This is a genomic window from Micromonospora sp. NPDC048898, assembly GCF_043198035.1.
Lineage (GTDB): Bacteria > Actinomycetota > Actinomycetes > Mycobacteriales > Micromonosporaceae > Micromonospora.
In genome coordinates this window covers 311,743-330,201 of record NZ_JBICUF010000002.1, presented here as the reverse complement: position 1 = coordinate 330,201, position 18,459 = coordinate 311,743, and the positions used below count along the sequence as shown (strand labels likewise).

The window sequence follows — 18,459 nt, the reverse complement described above, 5'->3', positions numbered from 1 at the left end:
CATAGGCGCTGCGACGTCGCGGCCGGAGGCATAGGCGCTGCGGCGTCGGGTAGCTGCCAGCCATGGCGCGGTATACGAAACCCGAGCTCAGAGAGCAGATCAAGGAAGAGATCAAGGCTTCCGACAAGGGCGGTCGGCCGGGGCAGTGGTCGGCACGCAAGTCACAGCTGGTCACTCAGGAGTACAAGAAGCGCGGCGGGGGATTCCTGGGCGAAAAGGACGAGCGGCAGAAGTCGCTCCAGCGCTGGGGCAACGAGAAGTGGCAGACGAAGGAGGGCGACACCCGCGCCCGCAAGGGCGACACGACGAGTCGTTACCTGCCCAAGAAGGCGTGGGACGAGATGTCGGACAGCCAGAAGCGCGCGACCGACACCAAGAAGCGCGAAGCGTCCCGGTCCGGCAGGCAGTACGTCGCCAACACCGGGCCGGCCAAGCGAGCGCGGCGAGATGCCACCACTGCCGGGCGGATGTCGGAGATGTCGGTCGCCGAGGCGGCCAAGCTGGTCCGTGGCCTCGACACCCGCCAGCTCAGGACCGCGCTGCGCAACGAGCACGCCGGCAAGGACCGCAAGACGCTCGTCCAGCGGCTCGAGGCGGAGCTCAACCGGCGCGGCTGACCGTGCCGGTACGGCTGGTGGCGCACACCGGGCAGGTCAGAGCCGCTGCCGCACCGGGCAGGTCAGAGTGCTGCCACACCGGGCGGCTCAGGGAGCCTGACCCGCGGCCTCGAAGCCCGTCGCGGTGATCCGGTCGTCCTGTCGGCGGCGCAGGATCTGCACCTCGGTGGTGGCCTCGGTGCCGGTCAACGGCAGCACTCCCACCGAGGCGGGCACCACCGCGGAGATGCTCGCCGGGGCGATCGTCACCCCGAGGCCGGCCGCGACGAGGTGCGCCACCGTGGCCCAGCTGGTGGCTTCCTGGACGATGTTCGGTGTGTAGCCGGCTTCCAGGCACGGCCGGAGATTGCGCTGGTAGGCCCGCTCGCCGGCCACCCGGGGGAAGAAGACGAACGGGTCGTCGCGCAGCACCGCGGCGTCGATCGCGAGGTGTCCCGCGTGCGGATGATCGGCCGGCAGGACGGCGACGAAGGACTCGGTGGCGAACGTGGTGCCGACCAGGTCTTCGTGGTCGTCCGCGTCCCGAACCACGCCGAGATCGACCTCGCCGTTCAACAACCGGTCGACGATGTGCGCCGTGTACGCCTCGTGCAGGCGCAGGTGGACGGCCGGATGGCGCTCGCGGAACCGACGGATCGGCCCGGCCAGCCCGAGTTGGATCGCCGAACTGACGAAACCGATGTCGAAGCGCCCCTGCTCCCCGCGCCCGATCCGACCCGCCTCGTGCACGTCGTCGGCCACGGTGGCCAGCACCCGCCGGCACCGGTCCAGGTACGCCTCGCCCGCGGGCGTCAGCGCCACCGACCGGGAGGTACGCACGAACAGCGGCGTGCCGATCATCGCCTCAAGCTGGCGGATCTGCTGCGACAGCGGCGGCTGGGCCATCCGCAGCCGCACCGCGGCCCGGCCGAAGTGGAGCTCCTCGGCGACCGCGACGAAGTAGCGCAGGTGGCGCAACTCGGGTTCCATACCTCAAGGATACCGATGACCCCGAACAAGATATTGGACGTTTGAATGGCGGTGGCCGAGAATACAACCATGAAGCCGAGCACGCTGACCATCACGTCCATGACGACCGCCGCGGAGGCCGAGGCCTTCCGGACGCTGAACGAAGAATGGATCTCCCACTTCTTCACCATCGAGGAGTCGGACCGCAAGACGCTCAACGACCCGTTCACCGCCATCGTCGACCCGGGTGGCGACGTGCTGATCGTCCGCGACGGCGCGGAGATCATCGGCTGTGTCGCCCTGGTCCGCAGCTCGGACGACGTCTTCGAACTGTCGAAGATGACGGTGGCCCCGGCGGCGCGCGGCAAGGGCCTCGGCCGCCAGCTCATCGAGGCGGCGATCGAGCGCGCCCGCCAACTCGGCGCGACCACCCTGTTCCTGGGCAGCAACACCCGGCTCGCGAACGCCGTGCACCTCTACGAGGCCACCGGTTTCCAGCACGTGAGTCCGGATCAGATCCCGCTGCCGCCGTACGCCCGCGCGGACGTCTTCATGAAGATGGCGCTCTGACCAGCCCAGGCCGAGGGCCCGGCCGCAGGGTCGCTGGCTTAACCCGGCCTTAGCGTTCGGACAGCGCGGTGCTATCCCCGTTCAGCGGATCCTCAGAGTCGACAGCCCAGGAGTTGACATCCGAGGAAAGGTGGACACCACGATGAAGCGCACCAACCTGCTTCTGGCGACGGTCGGCGGGTCGGCGGTGCTGGCGGTGGCCGGGGTCGCGCTCGGCGTCGACGCGGCGAACGACAGGCGTACCAGCGGCACGGCACTCGCCGCGGCCACCGTCGCACCGACGGCCACGGACGCGCCGGAGGGCAGCGCCGCTCCGGCGACGAGCAGCGGTACGCCGTCGGCCGGCACCGGATCGGGTACGCCGTCGAGCGGTACGCCGTCCACCGGCACCGCTCCGGCGGGCGGCGCGGTCGACGAGAAGCGCGCCGGTGAGATCGCGCTCGCCAAGGCCGGTGGCGGCCAGATCGTCGAGGTCGAGGCCGAGCAGGAGAACGGACAGCCGGTGTGGAGCGTCGAGATCGTCGCGGGCGACACCGAGCACGAGGTGGACGTCGACCGGGACAACGGCTCGGTGGTCAAGGCCGAGCAGGAGCCGGTCGACGCCGATGACGACAACGACGCCGACAACGACGCCGACGACAACAACGACGCCGACGACAACGACGACGCCGAGGACAAGGACGACGACGACAACGACAACGACTGACCGTCCGCTGCCGCCGCCCGCCTCGGGGATTCCCCGGGGTGGGCGGCGGCCCGCGTCGTGCAGCAGGCGCCCGCTGCGGCGGCCTCAGATGGCGACGCGTTGCTCCTGGACCGTCGGCTGGTCCTGGTCGAACTGGGTACGGTACAGCTCCTGATACCGCCCACCGGCGGCGAGCAGGTCGTTGTGTCGTCCACGTTCGACGATCCGGCCGTCTTCGACGACGAGGATCTGGTCTGCCGCACGGATGGTGGAGAGCCGGTGCGCGATGACCACACTCGTCCGGCCGGTCAGGGCTTCGGCGAGGGCCTCCTGAACCGCAGCCTCGGAGGTGGAGTCGAGATGCGCGGTGGCCTCGTCGAGGATGACCACGCGCGGACGGGCCAGCAGCAGCCGCGCGATGGTGAGCCGTTGCCGTTCCCCGCCCGACAGCCGGTACCCGCGTTCACCGACGACGGTGTCGAGCCCGTCGGGAAGTGAGCGGATCAGGTCGTCGAGGCGGGCCCGCCGGAGCACCTCCCACATCTCGTCCTCGGTGGCGTCCGGTCGAGCGAACGCCAGGTTGGCGCGGATGCTCTCGTGGAAGAGATGCCCGTCCTGGGTGACCACGCCCAGCGCCGTCCGGATCGACTCGGCCGACAGGTCGCGTACGTCGACGTCGGCGAGCGTCACCGCGCCGTCCTCGACGTCGTACAGGCGGGGGACGAGCTGCGCGATCGTCGACTTGCCCGCCCCCGAGGAGCCGACGAGGGCGACCATCTGCCCCGCCTCGGCGCGGAACGACACCCCGTGCAGCACCTCCTCGCCGCCGCGGGCATCGAGCTTCACCACGTCCTCCAGGGATGCGAGCGACACCTTGTCCGCCGAGGGGTAGCCGAACCGCACCCTGTCGAACTCCACCGCGACCGGCCCGTCGGGCAGCGGGCGCGCGTCGGGCCGGTCGAGGATCAGCGGCTTGAGATCGAGGACCTCGAACACCCGCTCGAAGCTCACCAGCGCGCTCATCACCTCCACCCGAGCGCTGGCCAGCGAGGTCAACGGCGCGTAGAGGCGCGACAGCAGCAGAGCGAGGGCGACCACGGTCCCGGCGTCGAGGCTGCCCCGGAGGGCGTAGAGACCACCCAGCCCGTAGACCAGGGCCAGCGCCAGCGAGCCGACGACGGTGAGCGCGGTGATGAAGACCCACTGGAGCATCGCGGCACGGATGCCGATGTCCCGCACCCGACGCGCCCGTGCCGCGAACTCGGCCGACTCCTCGGCCGGCCGCCCGTACAGCTTGACCAGGGTCGCGCCGGGCGCGGAGAAACGTTCGGTCATCCGTGTGCTCATGGCCGCGTTGTGCTCGGCCGCCTCACGCTGCAACTGGGCGAGCTTCGAACCCATCCGACGCGCCGGGAGGACGAAGACGGGTAGCAGCACGAGCGCCAGCACCGTGATCTGCCACGAGAAGCTGAGCATCACCGCAAGCGTCAGCGCCAGGGTGACAGTGTTGCCGACCACCCCGGACAGGGTGTCGCTGAAGGCCCGCTGCGCGCCGATCACGTCGTTGTTCAGGCGGCTGACCAGCGCACCGGTGCGCGTCCGGGTGAAGAACGCCACCGGCATGCGTTGGACGTGGTCGAAGACGGCCGTCCGCAGCGCGACGATGAGCCCCTCACCGATGCTGGCGGACAGGAACCGCGTCACCAGACCCAGGCCGGCTTCGGCCAGGGCGATCACGGCGATCAACACCGCCAACCGGATGACGACGCCGCTGTCGGCGCCGTCGACGATCGCCTCCACCACCCGCCCGGCGAGGACCGGTGCCGCCACGGTGAGGACCGCCGTCAGCACGCTCAACAGCAGGAACCTGACGATCAGGGTCCGGTGCGGCCGCGCGAACCCCACGATACGTTTCAGGGTGACACGGGACAGCGGTCGTTTTTCCTTCGCGTTCATCGCGTGGTGCAGAGACGTCCACGCGGTAAATTCCATACTCATGCCCTACCTCCGATAGTGGAGGCTAGGACCTCACCCGAGCTTGAGGTCAAGTCACCGCGCCGCGTGGCTGTGTTGTCGCTGGACGCGTGGCCGAGCGACGGTGTGGGGGCGCGGAACCCCGCGTCAGGCGTCGGGCTGCCGGTAATCGGCAACGCCCTCGGCACCGGAGCGGGGTTCGAGAACCACCACAGCGGTCTCGGACGAACGCAGCGCCGCGAAGGCGTCGAGCTTCGTGTCGACCTCACGCCAGCGGGCCCACAGGCGTGCCCGTTCGTCGCCGGTCGCGGCGCGTCCATGGATCTGCCGCTGCCCGTCCACCAGGTCGACTGCCGCGTCCGGATGTGCCTGTAGGTTGAGCCACCAGGCGGGCTCACCCTCGCCCCAGCCGTTCATCGCCAACGTGAACAGGTTCGGCCCATCCTCCAGGTACGCGACGATGACACCGCGCTGCTGGCCGCTGCGGCGACCCGTGGTGGTCAGCCGTAGCGTGCCCCAACGGTCCGGGCGGGGCCGCCAGAGCCCGACCCGGCCGCGGAAGACCCGATAGAGACCCCGGTGTACGGACCAGGCTGTCCGGATGAACCAGCGCGGCGGAAGCTTCGGCTTCTCCGCTCGATCCTCGATCGACACGACGACCTCCCACACCTGCCCGGCGATGGTGCGAACAGGATGCCAGCCACGGCGCCGGGCGCACCAGTGGCCGTCTATGCATCCGACACCTCCGATCGGGCCACGATTGCCCGCCAGGGCGGGTGCGAGCGGTTCTCTCGGTGTGCCGGTGCCGGTTGCCCCGATTGCCGGTGGACCGGCCGTCCCCGCATCGGTGAGCGGAATCCGCTACCGTTGGCGGGCAATGTGTGGACAGCGTTGAGTTGGTGGAGTGGGTGGTGTCTGTGTGGGCGGCAGGTAAGGTCATCAGGTTCGACGAGACGCGTGGCTACGGCTTCATCGCGCCGTCGAAGGGCGGCGAGGACATCTTCGTCCACGCCAACGATTTCGGTGAGCTGCGGCATCTCGTGCATCCCGGCATGCGTGTCGAGTACGAGGTCGAGGCCGGCGACCGTGGCCTGAAGGTGGCCACGCTTCGGGTCGTCGATCCGGTCGCGGTTCCCCGTCCGGAACGTGTTCCGGACGCCGCGCCGACGCGGACCGGGCAGACCGGTGACGACGACGGGATGTGCGACGTCCTGTCACCGCGCGAGTTCACCTACGAGGTGACCGAGTTGCTGATCGGGCGGGTGCCGACACTGACCGCGGCCCAGGTCTCCTCGATCCGGCAGGCTCTCGTCGACCACGCCAGATCGCACGGCTGGGTCGAGAGCTGAGTCGCTGGTCGCCGCGCCGACGCGCCGCGAAGTAGGGTTCACCGGCGCGGGTCACCGCGCCGGTGAGCACCCCAGGGCCGGTCCGCGACTCGCCCTAGGCGCTCCTGCGCAGGTAGGCCTCGGCCAACTGGCGAAGGCGTGCCCGGTCGAAGCTGGGCCCGTGGCCGGGATGCACGACGGACACGTCGAGGTCGGCGAGGAACTCCATGCTTCGTCGGTAGGCGGCCACGTCGGAGTTCGGCAGATCGTCGATCAGATAGCCCTCGTAGACGACGTCGCCGGAGTACAGGGCACCGCTGACCTCGTCCAACAGGGCGATGCTGCCCGGTGTGTGGCCGGGAAGGTGCAGCACGGTCAGTGTCCGCCCGCCCAGGTCGACGCGGTCGCCATCGTCGAGCACGCGGTGCAGGGTGACGGGTTCGACGCGGTAGGAGGCCGGGTCGTAGTCGGGCTCGGGCAACGTGTCGAGCATCAGCTCCGGGACGGATTGTCCCGCCGCGTCGATGCCGAGTTTGTCGTAGAGTTCCGCCCCGTACAGGCTCGCCGGCACGCCCGCCGCCAGGAGCCCCGCTTCGGCGGAATGGGCGGCCCGGTCGGCGAACTCAGCAGCCCCACCGACATGATCCAGGTGCGCGTGGGTGAGCAGGACCATCGGATCACGCTCGAACATGGCCGGGATCGCCTCCCGCAGGGCGACGACACCGAGCCCGGCGTCGACCACGATGTCACGATCGTTGCCGCGCAACCACCAGAGGTTCGCCGACAGGAGTTCGTTGACGTGCGGCTCCGAGATCCGGATGACGCCATTACCCGCCTCACCTCGGACGTACCAGTCGACCATGTCGACAATTGTGCCAGTGATGGATATGCGTCTCGATCGGTCACAGCCCGGCGTGCGTGGTCAGGCTCTGCCGCAGGTGCAGTTTCGGCCTGGACCCGACGACCGAACCGACGACCTCACCCCGACGGAACACCAGCAGTGTCGGCAGGGACATGACCCGGTAGCGTCGCGTGGCCTGCGGGTTGTCGTCGGAATTGAGCTTGGCGATGACCATCCGGTCGCCGAACTCCCCGGCCAGCTCGACGAGGCTCTTCTCGATCATTTTGCATGGCGGGCACCACTCGGCCCAGAAGTCGACCACGACGGGCCGGGCGCTGGCGAGCACCAGCTCGGCGAACGTGGCATCGGTGACGGTGGTCAGGGAGCCGACTGTCGTCTCCTGGGGCATGTTTCCTCCCGGTGCGTGATGGCGTGGGTGAGCTGGGTGTGCAACTGCTGACGGACCGCTGTGAGCCGACCGAGGTAGTCGTCGACCTCGGCGAGCTTGCGTCGCAGCACCAGCACGGAATCGGGGCAGACGTCGCCCGACGTGTTTCCCGCCCGCAGGCAGGCGACGAACGGACGGACGTCGTCGAGGCCGAAGCCGACGTCGAGCAGCGCGCGGATCTCCTGGACGACCCGCAGCTCCGCCTCGTCGTAGACGCGGTAGCCGTTGGCCGAGCGCTGCGGACGTACCAACCCGTGGGCCTCGTAGTAGCGCAACGTCCGGGTGCTCGTGCCGGCCCGTTCCGCCAGCTCGCCGATCAGCATCAGACCTCCTCGACCAGCCCGTCGCGGACCAGGCTAAACCTTGTCGTCAGCGTCAAGGCAAGGTCGCGCCCAGGGACGGCTCAGGGTGCCGCGAGGCGGCACCCTGAGCGTCTACTCGTCTATCCGATGCGGAACTGTTCGCCGTAGACGGCGAACACCAACGGCGTGTTCAGGGTGAAGTTGCCGTTGTTGAGGAACACCCGCTGGGCGGTGTCGACGCGGGACGTGTCCGAGTGGGCCTCCTCCTTCTTCATCTCGATGACCCGCTCGTCGAGGAACGCGTTGAGCCAGGTCCGCTCGTCGCCACCCTGGGCTGGGGGCTTCGCGCGGGCGAGGGCGCGGTTGCGGATCTGGCGCATGCCCTCGTACCCGTGCATGACCGCCGCGTCGTAGTAGGCGAACTGACCGAGCGCCCGAACCTGGTCGTTCTTGCCGTCGCGTACCGATGGGTTGAAGTAGACCCGGTCCCGCTCGGCCTCCTGCGCGGCGCGGAACACCGAGTCGGTGGCCGCGGCCCGCCAGTCGCGGGGGAAGTTGGGGTCCAGACCCGCGTGCGAGGAGGTGCCGTTGACGGCGCGCAGCGCCGGCAGGTATCCGGCCAGCACGTTGCCCGGCTTGGTGCGCGTGTACGCCTCGACCAGTTCGAGCATGTCGCCCGTGCCGGAGCAGAAGCCGATGATGCCGGCGGTGTAACCGCGCCCGTCGCCGATGTCCTCGATGTAGGAGAACTGCGCGCGCCAGTCGAGCGAGGAGTTCTCCGCGGCCGAGACGAGCTGCATGGCGACGTCCTTCTTCGCCGGGTCGTCGAGGTTGGTGCCGGCCGGGACGGTGGCGGTCGGCGTCGGGCCGGGTGTGCCCCCGCCGGGCAGCGTCCACTGCTGGTTGGTGGTGCCCCCGCAGGTCCAGATCTGCAACCGGGCGCCGTTGGCGGTGCTCCGGTCGGTCACGTCGAGGCACTTGCCCGAGGCGGTGTTGACAAGTGCGCCGTTGCTGGCCGTCCACTTCTGCGCGCCGGTGTTGTTGCAGTCGTACAGCTGGACCTTGGCGCCGTTGGCGGTCGACGCGGCGGTGACGTCCAGGCACTTGCCGAGCGCGCGGATCGAGGTGTCGGTGTTGCCGACCGTCCACGTCTGGGCCGCGCTGCCGTTGCAGTCGTAGAGCTGGACCGGCGTGCCGTTCGCCGGGTTGGCCCCGGCGACGTCGACGCACCTGCCGCCGAGACCGGTGATCGGGCCGGCGGTCGCGGCGCTGGCCGACGGCAGGCCGTAGCCGACCGCCGCGACGCCGGTCAGCAGGGTGCCCATGACGTAGGCGGCTGTTCTCTTGCGCACCATGGTGTTCCTCGGGGAAGGGGCGGCGTGCCGCCGGCCGGTCGGTGCCCGGCGCGGCGATCGGCCCCGGTGGGCACCGCGAGCATCAGGAAACATTATTAACAAATAGTGCTACGTCGATCAACAGTCAATCGTGGACGACGCGGGATCAACCGCGATCTCATGAACACGATGATGCGCAAGGCCCTCGGCCGAGCCTTGACGGCCGGACGGTAGACGCTGGACCGGCTCGCGGTGCCCGTCCGCACGGTTGCGCACCTGCGGAGCATCCTGGTCAGCGCCGGCGCGCTGCCCCAGCGAGACGAGTACCTGGCCGCACTCTGTAGCTCCGGCTCCGCCTCTGGTGTGGACTTCAGCCGCGTTGACCCGGCGTCGCCCTTCCGAGACGGACGGGCCGTATGGTCCAACCAGGGTCAGCGCAGGTGCATGCGCTCGTCGATGACGTTGGTCGGCTCGGCGAGGAAGATGTCGGGAGGAACCGAGCCGTACGCGATGTTCAGCGTGTCGAGACGGTAGTGCCAGTTCGCGCTGTAGCGGGCGGCGAACCGGTAGTTGACCTGCCAGCGCAACCACTCACCTCGGGGGACTCGCACCGCCCCTCGGCGGCGACGGCGCAAGGGTCTACCCGAGGGTGCCGGGATGAGGTCTACCCACAGTTCCCCGTCCGCACGGCGGAGTCGGACCGTGTCACCGGAGGGCTCCGCATGGTGAACGGTGCTGTGGGGCTCGAACCCGTCACGCTCGTCCATCGCGACTTCGTGCGTGAGCGTGGCCTGCCCCTCCGGGAGCGCGAACGCTACGGGCAGGGCGTTCCGGCGGTTGTCCTGGGCGTCTCCCCGGGACTGCTTGATCCAACTGATTCTGACCCACTGGGCGACGACGTCCATCCAGGGATGCTCCCGGACCACGCCCCGCACTGGCAATCCGTTCCCGACTCGCCTCTCGACGCGTTTGATCTACGAGCCCTGTTAGGGCCTGTGTCAAAGCCCCTGGCCGGCCTGCGGCGGGCCCAGACGACGACCGGCCGCGTTGGAGATTGGTCCGGATACAACACCGGTATCCGGACGAATCTCCGCCTTGCCGGATCGCCGCCTGGACTCCGCCTCGGCTCGACCGAGGGCTTTGACACAGGCCCTAGTCGCGCAGCGGGGTGTGCCGGCTTGGCGATCATGGAGTTGTGGTGCCGAGCTTGGGGGTTTACGGGCGTTCTGTTGCCCACCACAACTCCATGATCGGCGAGGCAACGCCGGTTGACGAACAGCCGTTCCACCTAACGCAACGATCTGGTCGAGGATCGGCCGGCTCGCACAGTCGGACCGGAACCAAGATCGTGCTCGGCGACAGCCCGGTAGACGGTCTCAGAAGTGGCCACGGCGGTATCCTCCTCGCCCGGTAGTTGCTGGAGCCGATGGCCACCTTCTCCTCGTCGGTAAACAGCGCGCCCTCCCGGCGGCTACCGGCCGGTGACCGGACGGCACCCGCCGGGCGGCGTCCGCATGGTCAGTGCTCCCGATAGGTGGCCCGGTCGAAGTCGGCGTACACCCCGTCGCCACCCAGATCCTGCACCCACAGGCCGACGAACGCCCCGGTGAAGCCCCACGCCGCCGGCTCCCCGTCGATGATCAGCGCGGCGTGCTCGTCGGACAGGATCGTCGCGTCCAGGTCGACCGGCAGCCGCTGCCAACCCGCGCCGAGGTCGTACTCGAAGCGCACCACCGGCCCGTCGAACACCGCCCGCAGACCCACCCGCGCGACCCCGCTGGCATCGACGGTCAGTTCGGGGTACGGGGTGCGCCGCCCGTTGTCGGAGCTGAGCAACTCCAGCACCGTCCGCCCGTCGTCGGCGCGGGTCAGGTAGAGGTGGTGCCAGTTGAGGGTGTTGTAGTACGCGGTGATCCCAGCGAGCTGACGGTGGTCGACCGGGTCGAACTCCACCACGGTCTCCAGGGAGCAGTGCGTCGCCTCGACGCGTCGCGCGACCAGGCTGGGGGCCTGTCGGCCGACCGGTGACTGCCCGCCGTGCACGCGCAGGTGCGACGGCCGGGACCGCAGATCGATCCAGTCGTCGGTGGCCGGCCGGCGCAGCGTCGACCAGCACAGACCCAGCTCGGGGGCGTCGAAGTGGTCGGTGTCCGGCTCCGCCGGCCACGGGTGCGGGGGCAGGTCCGGTGCGACGACCTCGTCCGCCGGCACCCCTCCGGCGATGCGGGGCCAGCCATCCGACGGCCACTCGACCCGCTGGATCGCGGTCTCCCGACCGAGCACGCAACTGCCCAGCGGCGAGTAGGGGCGAGCCACCAGGTGGGCCAGATACCACTCGCCGCCCTGGGTACGAACCAGGCTGCCGTGCCCGGCCTTCTGCAACCGCAGGTCGGGTCGGCCGACGGAGCTGAGCAGCGGGCCGTCCGGGTCGACCTCGTACGGCCCGAACAGCTCCCGGGAGCGCGCCACGGTGACCTGGTGCTCCCAACTGGTGCCGCCCTCGGCGGTGATCAGCCAGTACCAACCGTCGTGGCGGTACAGGTGCGGACCCTCGGTGAGGCCGACCGGGCTGCCGGTGAACAGGATGCGGGGTCGGCCGACCAGGCGGCGCGCGGCGCGGTCGTACTGTTGGATCTCGATGCCGCCGAAGCGGTCCCGGCCGGGTCGCCAGTCGGCGCTCATGCTCAGCAGCCAGGTGGTGCCGTCGTCGTCGTGGAACAGGGCGGCGTCGAAGCCGCGCCCGTGCAGCTTCACCGGATCCGACCAGGGGCCGGCGATGTCCTCGGCGGTGACCAGGAAGTTCTGTGGATCCCAGTAGCCGCTGGCGAAGCTGGCCACGTCGCTGTAGACGAGGTGGAACTGGCCGTCGTGGTACGTCAGGTCGGGCGCCCACACGCCGTTGGAGTCGCCGCAGCCGCGCAGGTCGAGCAGGCGGCGGTCGGTGATGATCCCGCCCAGCGTGCGCCAGTTCACGAGATCACGCGAATGGTGCACACGCACGCCCGGATACCACTCGAAGGTCGAGGTGGCCAGGTAGTAGTCGTCGTCGACGCGCAGGATCGACGGATCCGGATGGAAGCCGGCGAGGACGGGATTGCGGATCGACCGGGCAGCGGTCACCACGTCAGCGATGTCGGTCGACACGAGAGCTCCTCTGGGGGACTGTCTGGAACTTCCGGAAACTTGCGGTCCAGGATCACTGGAAGTCCTGACTACGCTAGCCGGTCTTTTCGCAATAGGACAGAGGTCTTGACCGTCGCGGCAACAGCTCGTAGCGTGCCGGCCATCGACCGGTAATACCGGCGAAGCATTGAAAGTTCCGGAGATCCATGTTCCCCCTGCCGGCTCGACCGGCGTCCGAGCACCCCCGTGAGTCCCCGAAGGGATGGATCATGACAGCGCACCTTTCCCGCCGAACGCTGCTCGGCCTCGCCGGTGCCGGCGCCGGCGCATACCTGTTGAGCGCCTGTAGCGGTGACGACAAGTCCAGCGACCCGAACGCGCCACAGACCATCAACTGGTGGCACATCCAGAACACCGACCCGCTGCTGCCCGTGTGGGCGGCGATGGCGAACGAGTACAAGGCGGCACACACCAACGTCACCTTCGACATCCAGCCCCTGGAGAACGAGGCGTTCAAGGCCAAGCTCACCACCGTCACCCAGGCCGGCGACCCGCCGGACCTCTTCCAGTCCTGGGGCGGCGGCGTGCTCAAGCAGCAGGTCGACGCGGGCCTGGTCAAGGACCTCACCGACGACGTGAAGCCGTGGATCGGGGGGTTGCTGCCCGCCGCCATGGAGCCGTACACGATCGACGGCAAGATCTACGGCGTTCCGTTCGACATCGGTATGGTCGGTTTCTGGTACAACAAGGACCTCTTCACCCGCGCCGGCATCACCGCCGCACCCACCACCTGGACGGGTCTGCTCGACGCGGTGCGCAAGCTCAAGGGTGCGGGCATCACCCCGATCGCCCTGGCCGGCAAGGACAAGTGGCCGGCCCACTTCTACTGGTCCTACCTTGCGATGCGCATCGGCGGCAAGGACGCGCTGGGCAAGGCCGTCACGGACAAGAACTTCGACAGCCCGGACCTCGTCGCCGCCGGCGACCGGCTCAAGGAACTCGTCGACCTCCAGCCGTTCCAGAAGGGGTTCCTCGGCGCCTCGTACAGCTCGCCCGACGGGCAGGCCGCCACCATGGGCAACGGTGGTGCCGCCATGGAGCTCATGGGGCAGTGGGCACCGGCGACGCAGGCGACGAGCTCCACCAGCAAGAAGGGCATCGGCGACAAGCTCGGCTTCTTCCCCTTCCCCTCCGTCGAGGGCGGAAAGGGCACCGCCACCGAGGTGTTCGGCGGCGGCAATGGCTTCGCCATCGGCAAGAACGCGCCAGGCGCCACCGTCGACTTCCTGAAGTTCCTGCTCAGCCCCGACAACCAGCGCACGGCCACGAAGACCGGAGCGGTGCTGCCGACCGTGAAGGAAGCCGCGTCGGCCATCACCGACCCCAACGCCAAGACCGTCGCGGAGACGCTCGCCAGCTACACCGGCTTCCAGCTCTACCTCGACCAGGCGTACGCGCCCGCGCTCGGTTCGCAGATCAACGACAGCGTGGCCGAGCTCATCGCCGGCAACAAGTCGCCCGCGCAGATCGTCAAGGACATCACGCAGGTGGCGAAGAGCGTCTGACAGTGCTCTCCCACCCATTCGTAGCCGGCCGCAAAACCCCAGTGGAGTAGGCATGACCACGCCATCGACCGTGTCGGACACCAGGCACGGCGACACGGCGACGGACCCGCCGGCACCGGGGCCGGGCACCGCGCGTCAGCGCGGCCGCCAGCCCCGGCCGGGCCGCGGCGGCGTCCTCGCTGTCTTCCTCACACCAGCCCTGGCGTTGTTCCTGCTGCTGGTCATCGCCCCGATCCTGGTGGCCAGCTACGCCAGCCTCTACAAGTGGAACGGCTTCGGGCTGCCGGAGAACTTCGTCGGGCTGGACAACTACACGCGCGCCTTCAACGACCCCACCTTCCGGGGGGACCTGTGGCGTGGGTTCGTGCTGGTGCTGCTGTCGCTGGCCGTCCAACTGCCCGCCGCGCTGGCCCTGGCCATGTTGCTCAACCAGCCCCTGCGGGGCCGCGCCGTCTACCGGCTGATCTTCTTCGCCCCGTACGTGCTGTCCGAGGTCACCACGGCAGTCCTGTTCACCCTGGTGTTCTCGCCCAACCGGGGTCTGGGCGAGGCGCTCTCCGGGTGGCTGGGCGCGGATGCCGGTGCCGTCTTCGCCGACCCGGACACCGTGCTGTTCGCCGTCTTCCTGGTGGTGTCCTGGAAGTACTTCGGCCTCTACATGATGCTCTTCCTGGCGGCCCGCCAGGGCATTCCCAAGGAGCTCTCCGAGGCCGCGGTCACCGACGGCGCATCCGCCTGGCAGGCGTTCCGGCACGTCACCCTGCCCCTGCTGGGCCCGACGATCCGGATTAGCGTGTTCCTGTCGGTCATCGGCACCATCCAGCTGTTCGACATGGTCTGGGTGCTCACCGGCGGTGGCCCGATCCACTCCTCGGAGACCATGGCCGTGACGATGTACGAGTACGGTTTCCGCCGCTTCGAAGTCGGCTACGCCAGTGCGATCAGCATCATCATGTTCCTGCTGAGCCTCGTCTTCGCCCTGTTCTACCAGCGCGTGGTCCTGCGTCGGGACACCGAGGGCGCGATCACCAACCAGGGAGGCCAGCGATGACCGCCAGGACCAGTCGCGCCCAGCGGACCCGCAGCCTCGTGCTGCACCTGATCTGCGTGGCCGTCGGCGCGCTGATCGTCGTGCCGGTCTGGTTCGGGGTGCTCGGCGGCTTCAAGGACAACGGTCAACTGTCCACCAACCCGCTGGGCTGGCCCGACCCCTGGGTGGGCAACTACGTCGACATCCTCGCCAACGGGTTGTTCTGGCGACAGCTCGGCAACAGCGTGCTGATCGCCGTCACCAGCACCCTCATCGTCGTCGGCGCGGCGGCGATGGCCGCGTTCGTCTTCGCACGCTACGCGTTCCGGGGCCGCGAGTTCCTGGTGACCCTCTTCGCGATCGGTCTGATGTTCCCGTTCGCGGTGGCCATCCTGCCGCTGTTCGTGCTGCTGCGCGCCATGGGTCTGCTGGACAACCCGCTCGGCGTCATCCTGCCCCAGGCCGCCTTCGGGCTGCCGATCACCATCATCATCCTGCGCCAGTTCTTCCGTACCATCCCGGCCGAGGTGGAGGAGGCCGCCGTCCTGGACGGCTGCAGTTCCTTCGGGTTCTTCTGGCGGGTCCTGCTGCCGATGGCCCGTCCCGCCCTGGCCACCGTCTCGGTGCTGGCGATCGTGACCAGCTGGAACAACTTCATGCTGCCGCTCGTCGTCTTCAGCGACCAGAGCTGGTGGACGCTCCCCGTCGGGGTCCAGGCCTTCCAGGGCCAGTACGCCGACGACACCGCACGGGTGCTCGCCTACGTCGTGCTGTCCATGATCCCGGCCCTCGGCTTCTACGCCGTGGCCGAACGCCAGCTCATCGGCGGCCTGACCGGCAGCGTCAAGGGGTGACACCCCACCACCGCGAGCAGACCTGAAGCTTCCAGGCAGACGAAGGAGCGACCGTGGGCGCGGAGACCGGCCGAAACGTCACCATCGCGATGATCGCGCGACTGGCCGGTGTCTCCGTGCCCACGGTCTCCCGGGTCATCAACGGACGCTCCGACGTCGCCCCGGACACCCGGGAACGTGTCGAGGCGCTGCTCAACCGGCACGGCTACCGCCGCCGGTCACCGGCCCGACGCACCGACGCCGCGCTCATCGACCTGGTCTTCAACGACCTGGACAGCCCGTGGGCCGTGGAGATCATCCGCGGGGTTGAGGACGTCGGCCAGAGCAGCGGCGTCGGCACCGTCGTCTCGGCCATCCACTGGCGCATCTCCTCGGCCAAGCAGTGGCTCGACAACATGCGTACGCGCTCCACCGAGGGCATCATCTTCGTGACCTCGATGGTGAACCCGCCGTTGCAGGCCGAACTGCGCCGCCTGCACCTGCCGGTGGTCATCATCGACCCCGCCGGCGTCGACCCGCAGGAGTCACCCACCATCGGCGCCACCAACTGGGCGGGCAGCCTGAGCGCCAACCAGTACCTGATCAGCCTCGGGCACCGCCGCATCGGCTTCATCGCCGGCCCACCGCACCTGATGTGCAGCCGGGCCCGGATGGACGGCTACCGGGCCGCGCTCGGTGCCGCCGACATCCCCCTCGACGACAGCCTCATCCGCCCCGGCAACTTCTACCACGAGGCCGGGTTCAGCGCGGGCACCCAGCTCCTGGCCCTGCCCGACCCGCCCACCGCCATCTTCGCCTCCAGCGACCAGATGGCACTCGGCGTCTACGAGGCGGTCCGCAAACGTGGCCTGCGGGTGCCCGACGACATCAGCGTGGTCGGCTTCGACGACCTGCCGGAGGTCCGGTGGTGCTCGCCGCCGCTGACCACCGTGCGTCAACCCCTGGCCGAGATGGGCATGCTGGCCGCCCGGACCGTGTTGCGCCTCGCCAGCGGCGAGAGGACCGAGAGCCCCCGGGTCGAGCTCGCCACCGAGCTCATCGTCCGCGACAGTGCCGCACCACCACGGCGGCCGGTGACCTCGGGCTCGTGACGCCTCGCTCAGCCGTCCCGTGATCGACTCGGGTGCACGGGAATCGCGGTGTCCGGGTGTCGGGGACACCCGACATCATGAAAGCCGAGTCGACCTGGGCACGGGAGCCGGCGGGCCGCCGAGAGCCGGGTGGCCCGGCTCGGGAAGGGTCCCGAGCCGGGCCACAGGCGTGGCTCGAACCGAACAGCGCCGGTACGGACTCAGCTTCGGGTCCACCGTTGGCTGGTCGCGCCGTTACAGGTCGCGAGAACGACCGGGGTGCTGTTGGCGGTGCCACCGGCGTTCGGTGCGAGGCACAGGCCGGACTGCACGCCGGTGACGGTGCCGTCGCTGTTGACGTTCCACTGCTGGTTGGTGCCGCCGGTGCAGTCCCAGATGATCGCCCGGGTGCCCGCCGTGGTGCCCTGGCGCTCGGCGTCCAGGCACTTCGTGCCGTACACCTGGAGTTGTTTGGCGGCGGTCGGCGTCCACTGCTGGTTGGTGCCGCCGTTGCAGTCCCACAACGCGACCTGGGTGCCGTTGGTCTGCGACCGCGACGGGACGTCCAGGCACCGACCGGCGTTGGCGTTGCGCAGCGGCCCCGCCGTGCCGCCCGGTGGCGGAGTGGTCGGGTTCGGCGGCGGCGTGGTGGGGCTCGTGGTGTCGAAGCCGAGGAACCGGATGGCCTGCGCGGCGTCGAACGGGATGGAGTGGCCGTACCCCTGGAAGCTGATGGCCTCGACGGGCGCCGTGCCACCGGTGCCTCCGTACCGGGTACGGGTGGCGCTGGCCTGCGGGGAGTCGGTGTAGCTGGGGGTCTGGGACACGCCCTGGACGTTTGTCCACTGCTTGACCTGCTCGCCGAAGTTGACGTAGCTCAGCGTGGTGTCCGTGGTGCCGTGCCAGATCTGGACCCGGGGACGTTTGCCGGTGTAGCCGGGATAGGCGTTGCGCACCAGGTCACCCCACTGTTGCGGGGTCCGGACGATGCGCCCGCCGGAGCACTCGCTGTTCCACTCGGCGCCGTTGGTCGTGGCGAAGCAGCCGAACGGCACCCCGGACGAGCTGAACCCGGCACTGAACAGGTCCGGGTAGAGGCCGACCATGACGTTCGTCATCATGGCCCCGGAGGAGAAGCCACCCACGGCGATCCGGTTCGCATCGACCGGGTAGCGGCCCCGGACGTAGTCGACCATGGACTTGAGGCCGATCGGGTCGCTGCCGCCGTCGCGCCGCAGCGCCTGCGGGGAGGAGACATCCCAACACTTGCTGCTGCGGGTCACCGACGGGTAGATCACGATGAAGCCGTAGCGGTCGGCGAGGGTGCTGAGCCCGAAACCGGAGTGCACGGCCGGGCCACTGCCGGTGCAGTAGTGCAACGCGAGCAAGAGGGCTGGCTGGGCCGCGACCCGGTCCGGCACGTACAGGTGCATCTGGAGGTTCGTCGGGTTGGTGCCGAAGTTGGTCACCTGGGTGAGCGTCGCGGCCGACGCCGGGGTGGCGGCCGTGACCACGGCCGTCATCGTCGCCAGGGCCGTCGCGAGCGCGGCGGCCAGCAGTGCGATCCTTGATCTCATCGGCGCTTCCTCTGTGCGGGGACGGGGGACTCGGCGGCAGTACGGAGCGCGGACATGCGTCGTCCGCCGCGCGTCGCCGGCGGCCGCTGTCGAGTCCTGATGCGACGCCCGGATGCCCGGCCGGACGCCGTGACGCCGAGGCCGACCAGCGGGAGCTCTCCCGCGAGCCGCGAACGCCGGCCGCCTCGACATC

General features: G+C 69.4%; 18 protein-coding genes. 8 read left to right on the top strand and 10 right to left on the bottom strand.

The genetic code is table 11. The annotated features are described in order from the left end of the window. The first annotated feature begins 62 nt into the window (after positions 1 to 62). Positions 63 to 617: a DUF5872 domain-containing protein gene (locus ACGFIQ_RS08335; RefSeq protein WP_357557339.1), complete on the top strand. Its 555-nt coding sequence runs from the start codon at positions 63 to 65 to the stop codon at positions 615 to 617. Positions 618 to 704: 87 nt separating this feature from the next. Here ACGFIQ_RS08335 and ACGFIQ_RS08330 read toward each other — a convergent pair whose 3' ends face one another. Then, a complete protein-coding gene (locus ACGFIQ_RS08330; RefSeq protein ID WP_393241174.1) occupies positions 705 to 1,586 on the bottom strand; it encodes a LysR substrate-binding domain-containing protein in 882 nt (293 codons plus the stop codon). Between the two features lie 69 nt (positions 1,587 to 1,655). On the opposite strand from ACGFIQ_RS08330, the gene ACGFIQ_RS08325 reads away from it, so the two are divergent. Beyond that, positions 1,656 to 2,135: a GNAT family N-acetyltransferase gene (locus ACGFIQ_RS08325; protein WP_393241171.1), complete on the top strand. Its 480-nt coding sequence runs from the start codon at positions 1,656 to 1,658 to the stop codon at positions 2,133 to 2,135. A 142-nt stretch (positions 2,136 to 2,277) separates the two neighbouring features. After that, positions 2,278 to 2,841 (top strand): PepSY domain-containing protein, encoded by a 564-nt coding sequence (locus tag ACGFIQ_RS08320; protein ID WP_393241168.1) that lies wholly within the window; start codon positions 2,278 to 2,280, stop codon positions 2,839 to 2,841. Positions 2,842 to 2,925: 84 nt separating this feature from the next. Here ACGFIQ_RS08320 and ACGFIQ_RS08315 read toward each other — a convergent pair whose 3' ends face one another. Beyond that, complete coding sequence (locus ACGFIQ_RS08315) at positions 2,926 to 4,818, bottom strand: ABC transporter ATP-binding protein (protein WP_393241165.1); 1,893 nt, start codon at positions 4,816 to 4,818, stop codon at positions 2,926 to 2,928. 123 nt (positions 4,819 to 4,941) lie between these two features. After that, the gene (locus ACGFIQ_RS08310; RefSeq protein WP_393241162.1) at positions 4,942 to 5,448 is read right to left on the bottom strand and encodes a nitroreductase/quinone reductase family protein; all 507 of its coding nucleotides are present in this window, start codon (positions 5,446 to 5,448) and stop codon (positions 4,942 to 4,944) included. A 227-nt stretch (positions 5,449 to 5,675) separates the two neighbouring features. Between ACGFIQ_RS08310 and ACGFIQ_RS08305 the strand changes: the two genes are divergently transcribed. Beyond that, positions 5,676 to 6,143 (top strand): cold-shock protein, encoded by a 468-nt coding sequence (locus ACGFIQ_RS08305; protein ID WP_393241159.1) that lies wholly within the window; start codon positions 5,676 to 5,678, stop codon positions 6,141 to 6,143. A gap of 94 nt (positions 6,144 to 6,237) precedes the next feature. Here the strand turns inward: ACGFIQ_RS08305 and ACGFIQ_RS08300 are convergent, their stop codons facing one another. From ACGFIQ_RS08300 to ACGFIQ_RS08275, 6 genes are all read right to left on the bottom strand, one after another. Next, on the bottom strand, positions 6,238 to 6,984 hold the full coding sequence (locus ACGFIQ_RS08300; RefSeq protein ID WP_393241156.1) for an MBL fold metallo-hydrolase: 747 nt from the start codon (positions 6,982 to 6,984) through the stop codon (positions 6,238 to 6,240). A 40-nt stretch (positions 6,985 to 7,024) separates the two neighbouring features. Next, complete coding sequence (trxA, locus tag ACGFIQ_RS08295; protein WP_393241153.1) at positions 7,025 to 7,372, bottom strand: thioredoxin; 348 nt, start codon at positions 7,370 to 7,372, stop codon at positions 7,025 to 7,027. Beyond that, positions 7,342 to 7,734: a MerR family transcriptional regulator gene (locus ACGFIQ_RS08290; RefSeq protein ID WP_393241150.1), complete on the bottom strand. Its 393-nt coding sequence runs from the start codon at positions 7,732 to 7,734 to the stop codon at positions 7,342 to 7,344. The genes trxA and ACGFIQ_RS08290 overlap by 31 nt, the downstream gene beginning before the upstream one ends. A gap of 119 nt (positions 7,735 to 7,853) precedes the next feature. After that, on the bottom strand, positions 7,854 to 9,068 hold the full coding sequence (locus ACGFIQ_RS08285; RefSeq protein ID WP_393241147.1) for a chitosanase: 1,215 nt from the start codon (positions 9,066 to 9,068) through the stop codon (positions 7,854 to 7,856). Positions 9,069 to 9,478: 410 nt separating this feature from the next. Further along, complete coding sequence (locus tag ACGFIQ_RS08280) at positions 9,479 to 9,658, bottom strand: hypothetical protein (protein WP_393241144.1); 180 nt, start codon at positions 9,656 to 9,658, stop codon at positions 9,479 to 9,481. 907 nt (positions 9,659 to 10,565) lie between these two features. After that, the gene (locus ACGFIQ_RS08275) at positions 10,566 to 12,191 is read right to left on the bottom strand and encodes a glycoside hydrolase family 43 protein (protein ID WP_393241141.1); all 1,626 of its coding nucleotides are present in this window, start codon (positions 12,189 to 12,191) and stop codon (positions 10,566 to 10,568) included. Positions 12,192 to 12,439: 248 nt separating this feature from the next. Between ACGFIQ_RS08275 and ACGFIQ_RS08270 the strand changes: the two genes are divergently transcribed. Genes ACGFIQ_RS08270 through ACGFIQ_RS08255 form a run of 4 tightly spaced genes read left to right on the top strand, consistent with a single transcriptional unit; the run spans position 12,440 to position 16,710 of the window. Then, on the top strand, positions 12,440 to 13,735 hold the full coding sequence (locus ACGFIQ_RS08270; protein WP_393241138.1) for an extracellular solute-binding protein: 1,296 nt from the start codon (positions 12,440 to 12,442) through the stop codon (positions 13,733 to 13,735). Positions 13,736 to 13,787: 52 nt separating this feature from the next. Continuing rightward, positions 13,788 to 14,786: a carbohydrate ABC transporter permease gene (locus ACGFIQ_RS08265; RefSeq protein ID WP_393241135.1), complete on the top strand. Its 999-nt coding sequence runs from the start codon at positions 13,788 to 13,790 to the stop codon at positions 14,784 to 14,786. Continuing rightward, entirely contained in the window at positions 14,783 to 15,619 is an 837-nt protein-coding gene (locus ACGFIQ_RS08260; RefSeq protein WP_393241132.1) for a carbohydrate ABC transporter permease, read from the top strand. The genes ACGFIQ_RS08265 and ACGFIQ_RS08260 overlap by 4 nt, the downstream gene beginning before the upstream one ends. 53 nt (positions 15,620 to 15,672) lie before the next feature. Then, positions 15,673 to 16,710, top strand: a complete 1,038-nt coding sequence (locus ACGFIQ_RS08255; RefSeq protein ID WP_393241129.1) for a LacI family DNA-binding transcriptional regulator — start codon at positions 15,673 to 15,675, stop codon at positions 16,708 to 16,710. Between the two features lie 200 nt (positions 16,711 to 16,910). Here the strand turns inward: ACGFIQ_RS08255 and ACGFIQ_RS08250 are convergent, their stop codons facing one another. Then, positions 16,911 to 18,266 (bottom strand): PHB depolymerase family esterase, encoded by a 1,356-nt coding sequence (locus ACGFIQ_RS08250; RefSeq protein WP_393241126.1) that lies wholly within the window; start codon positions 18,264 to 18,266, stop codon positions 16,911 to 16,913. Positions 18,267 to 18,459: the final 193 nt, after the last annotated feature.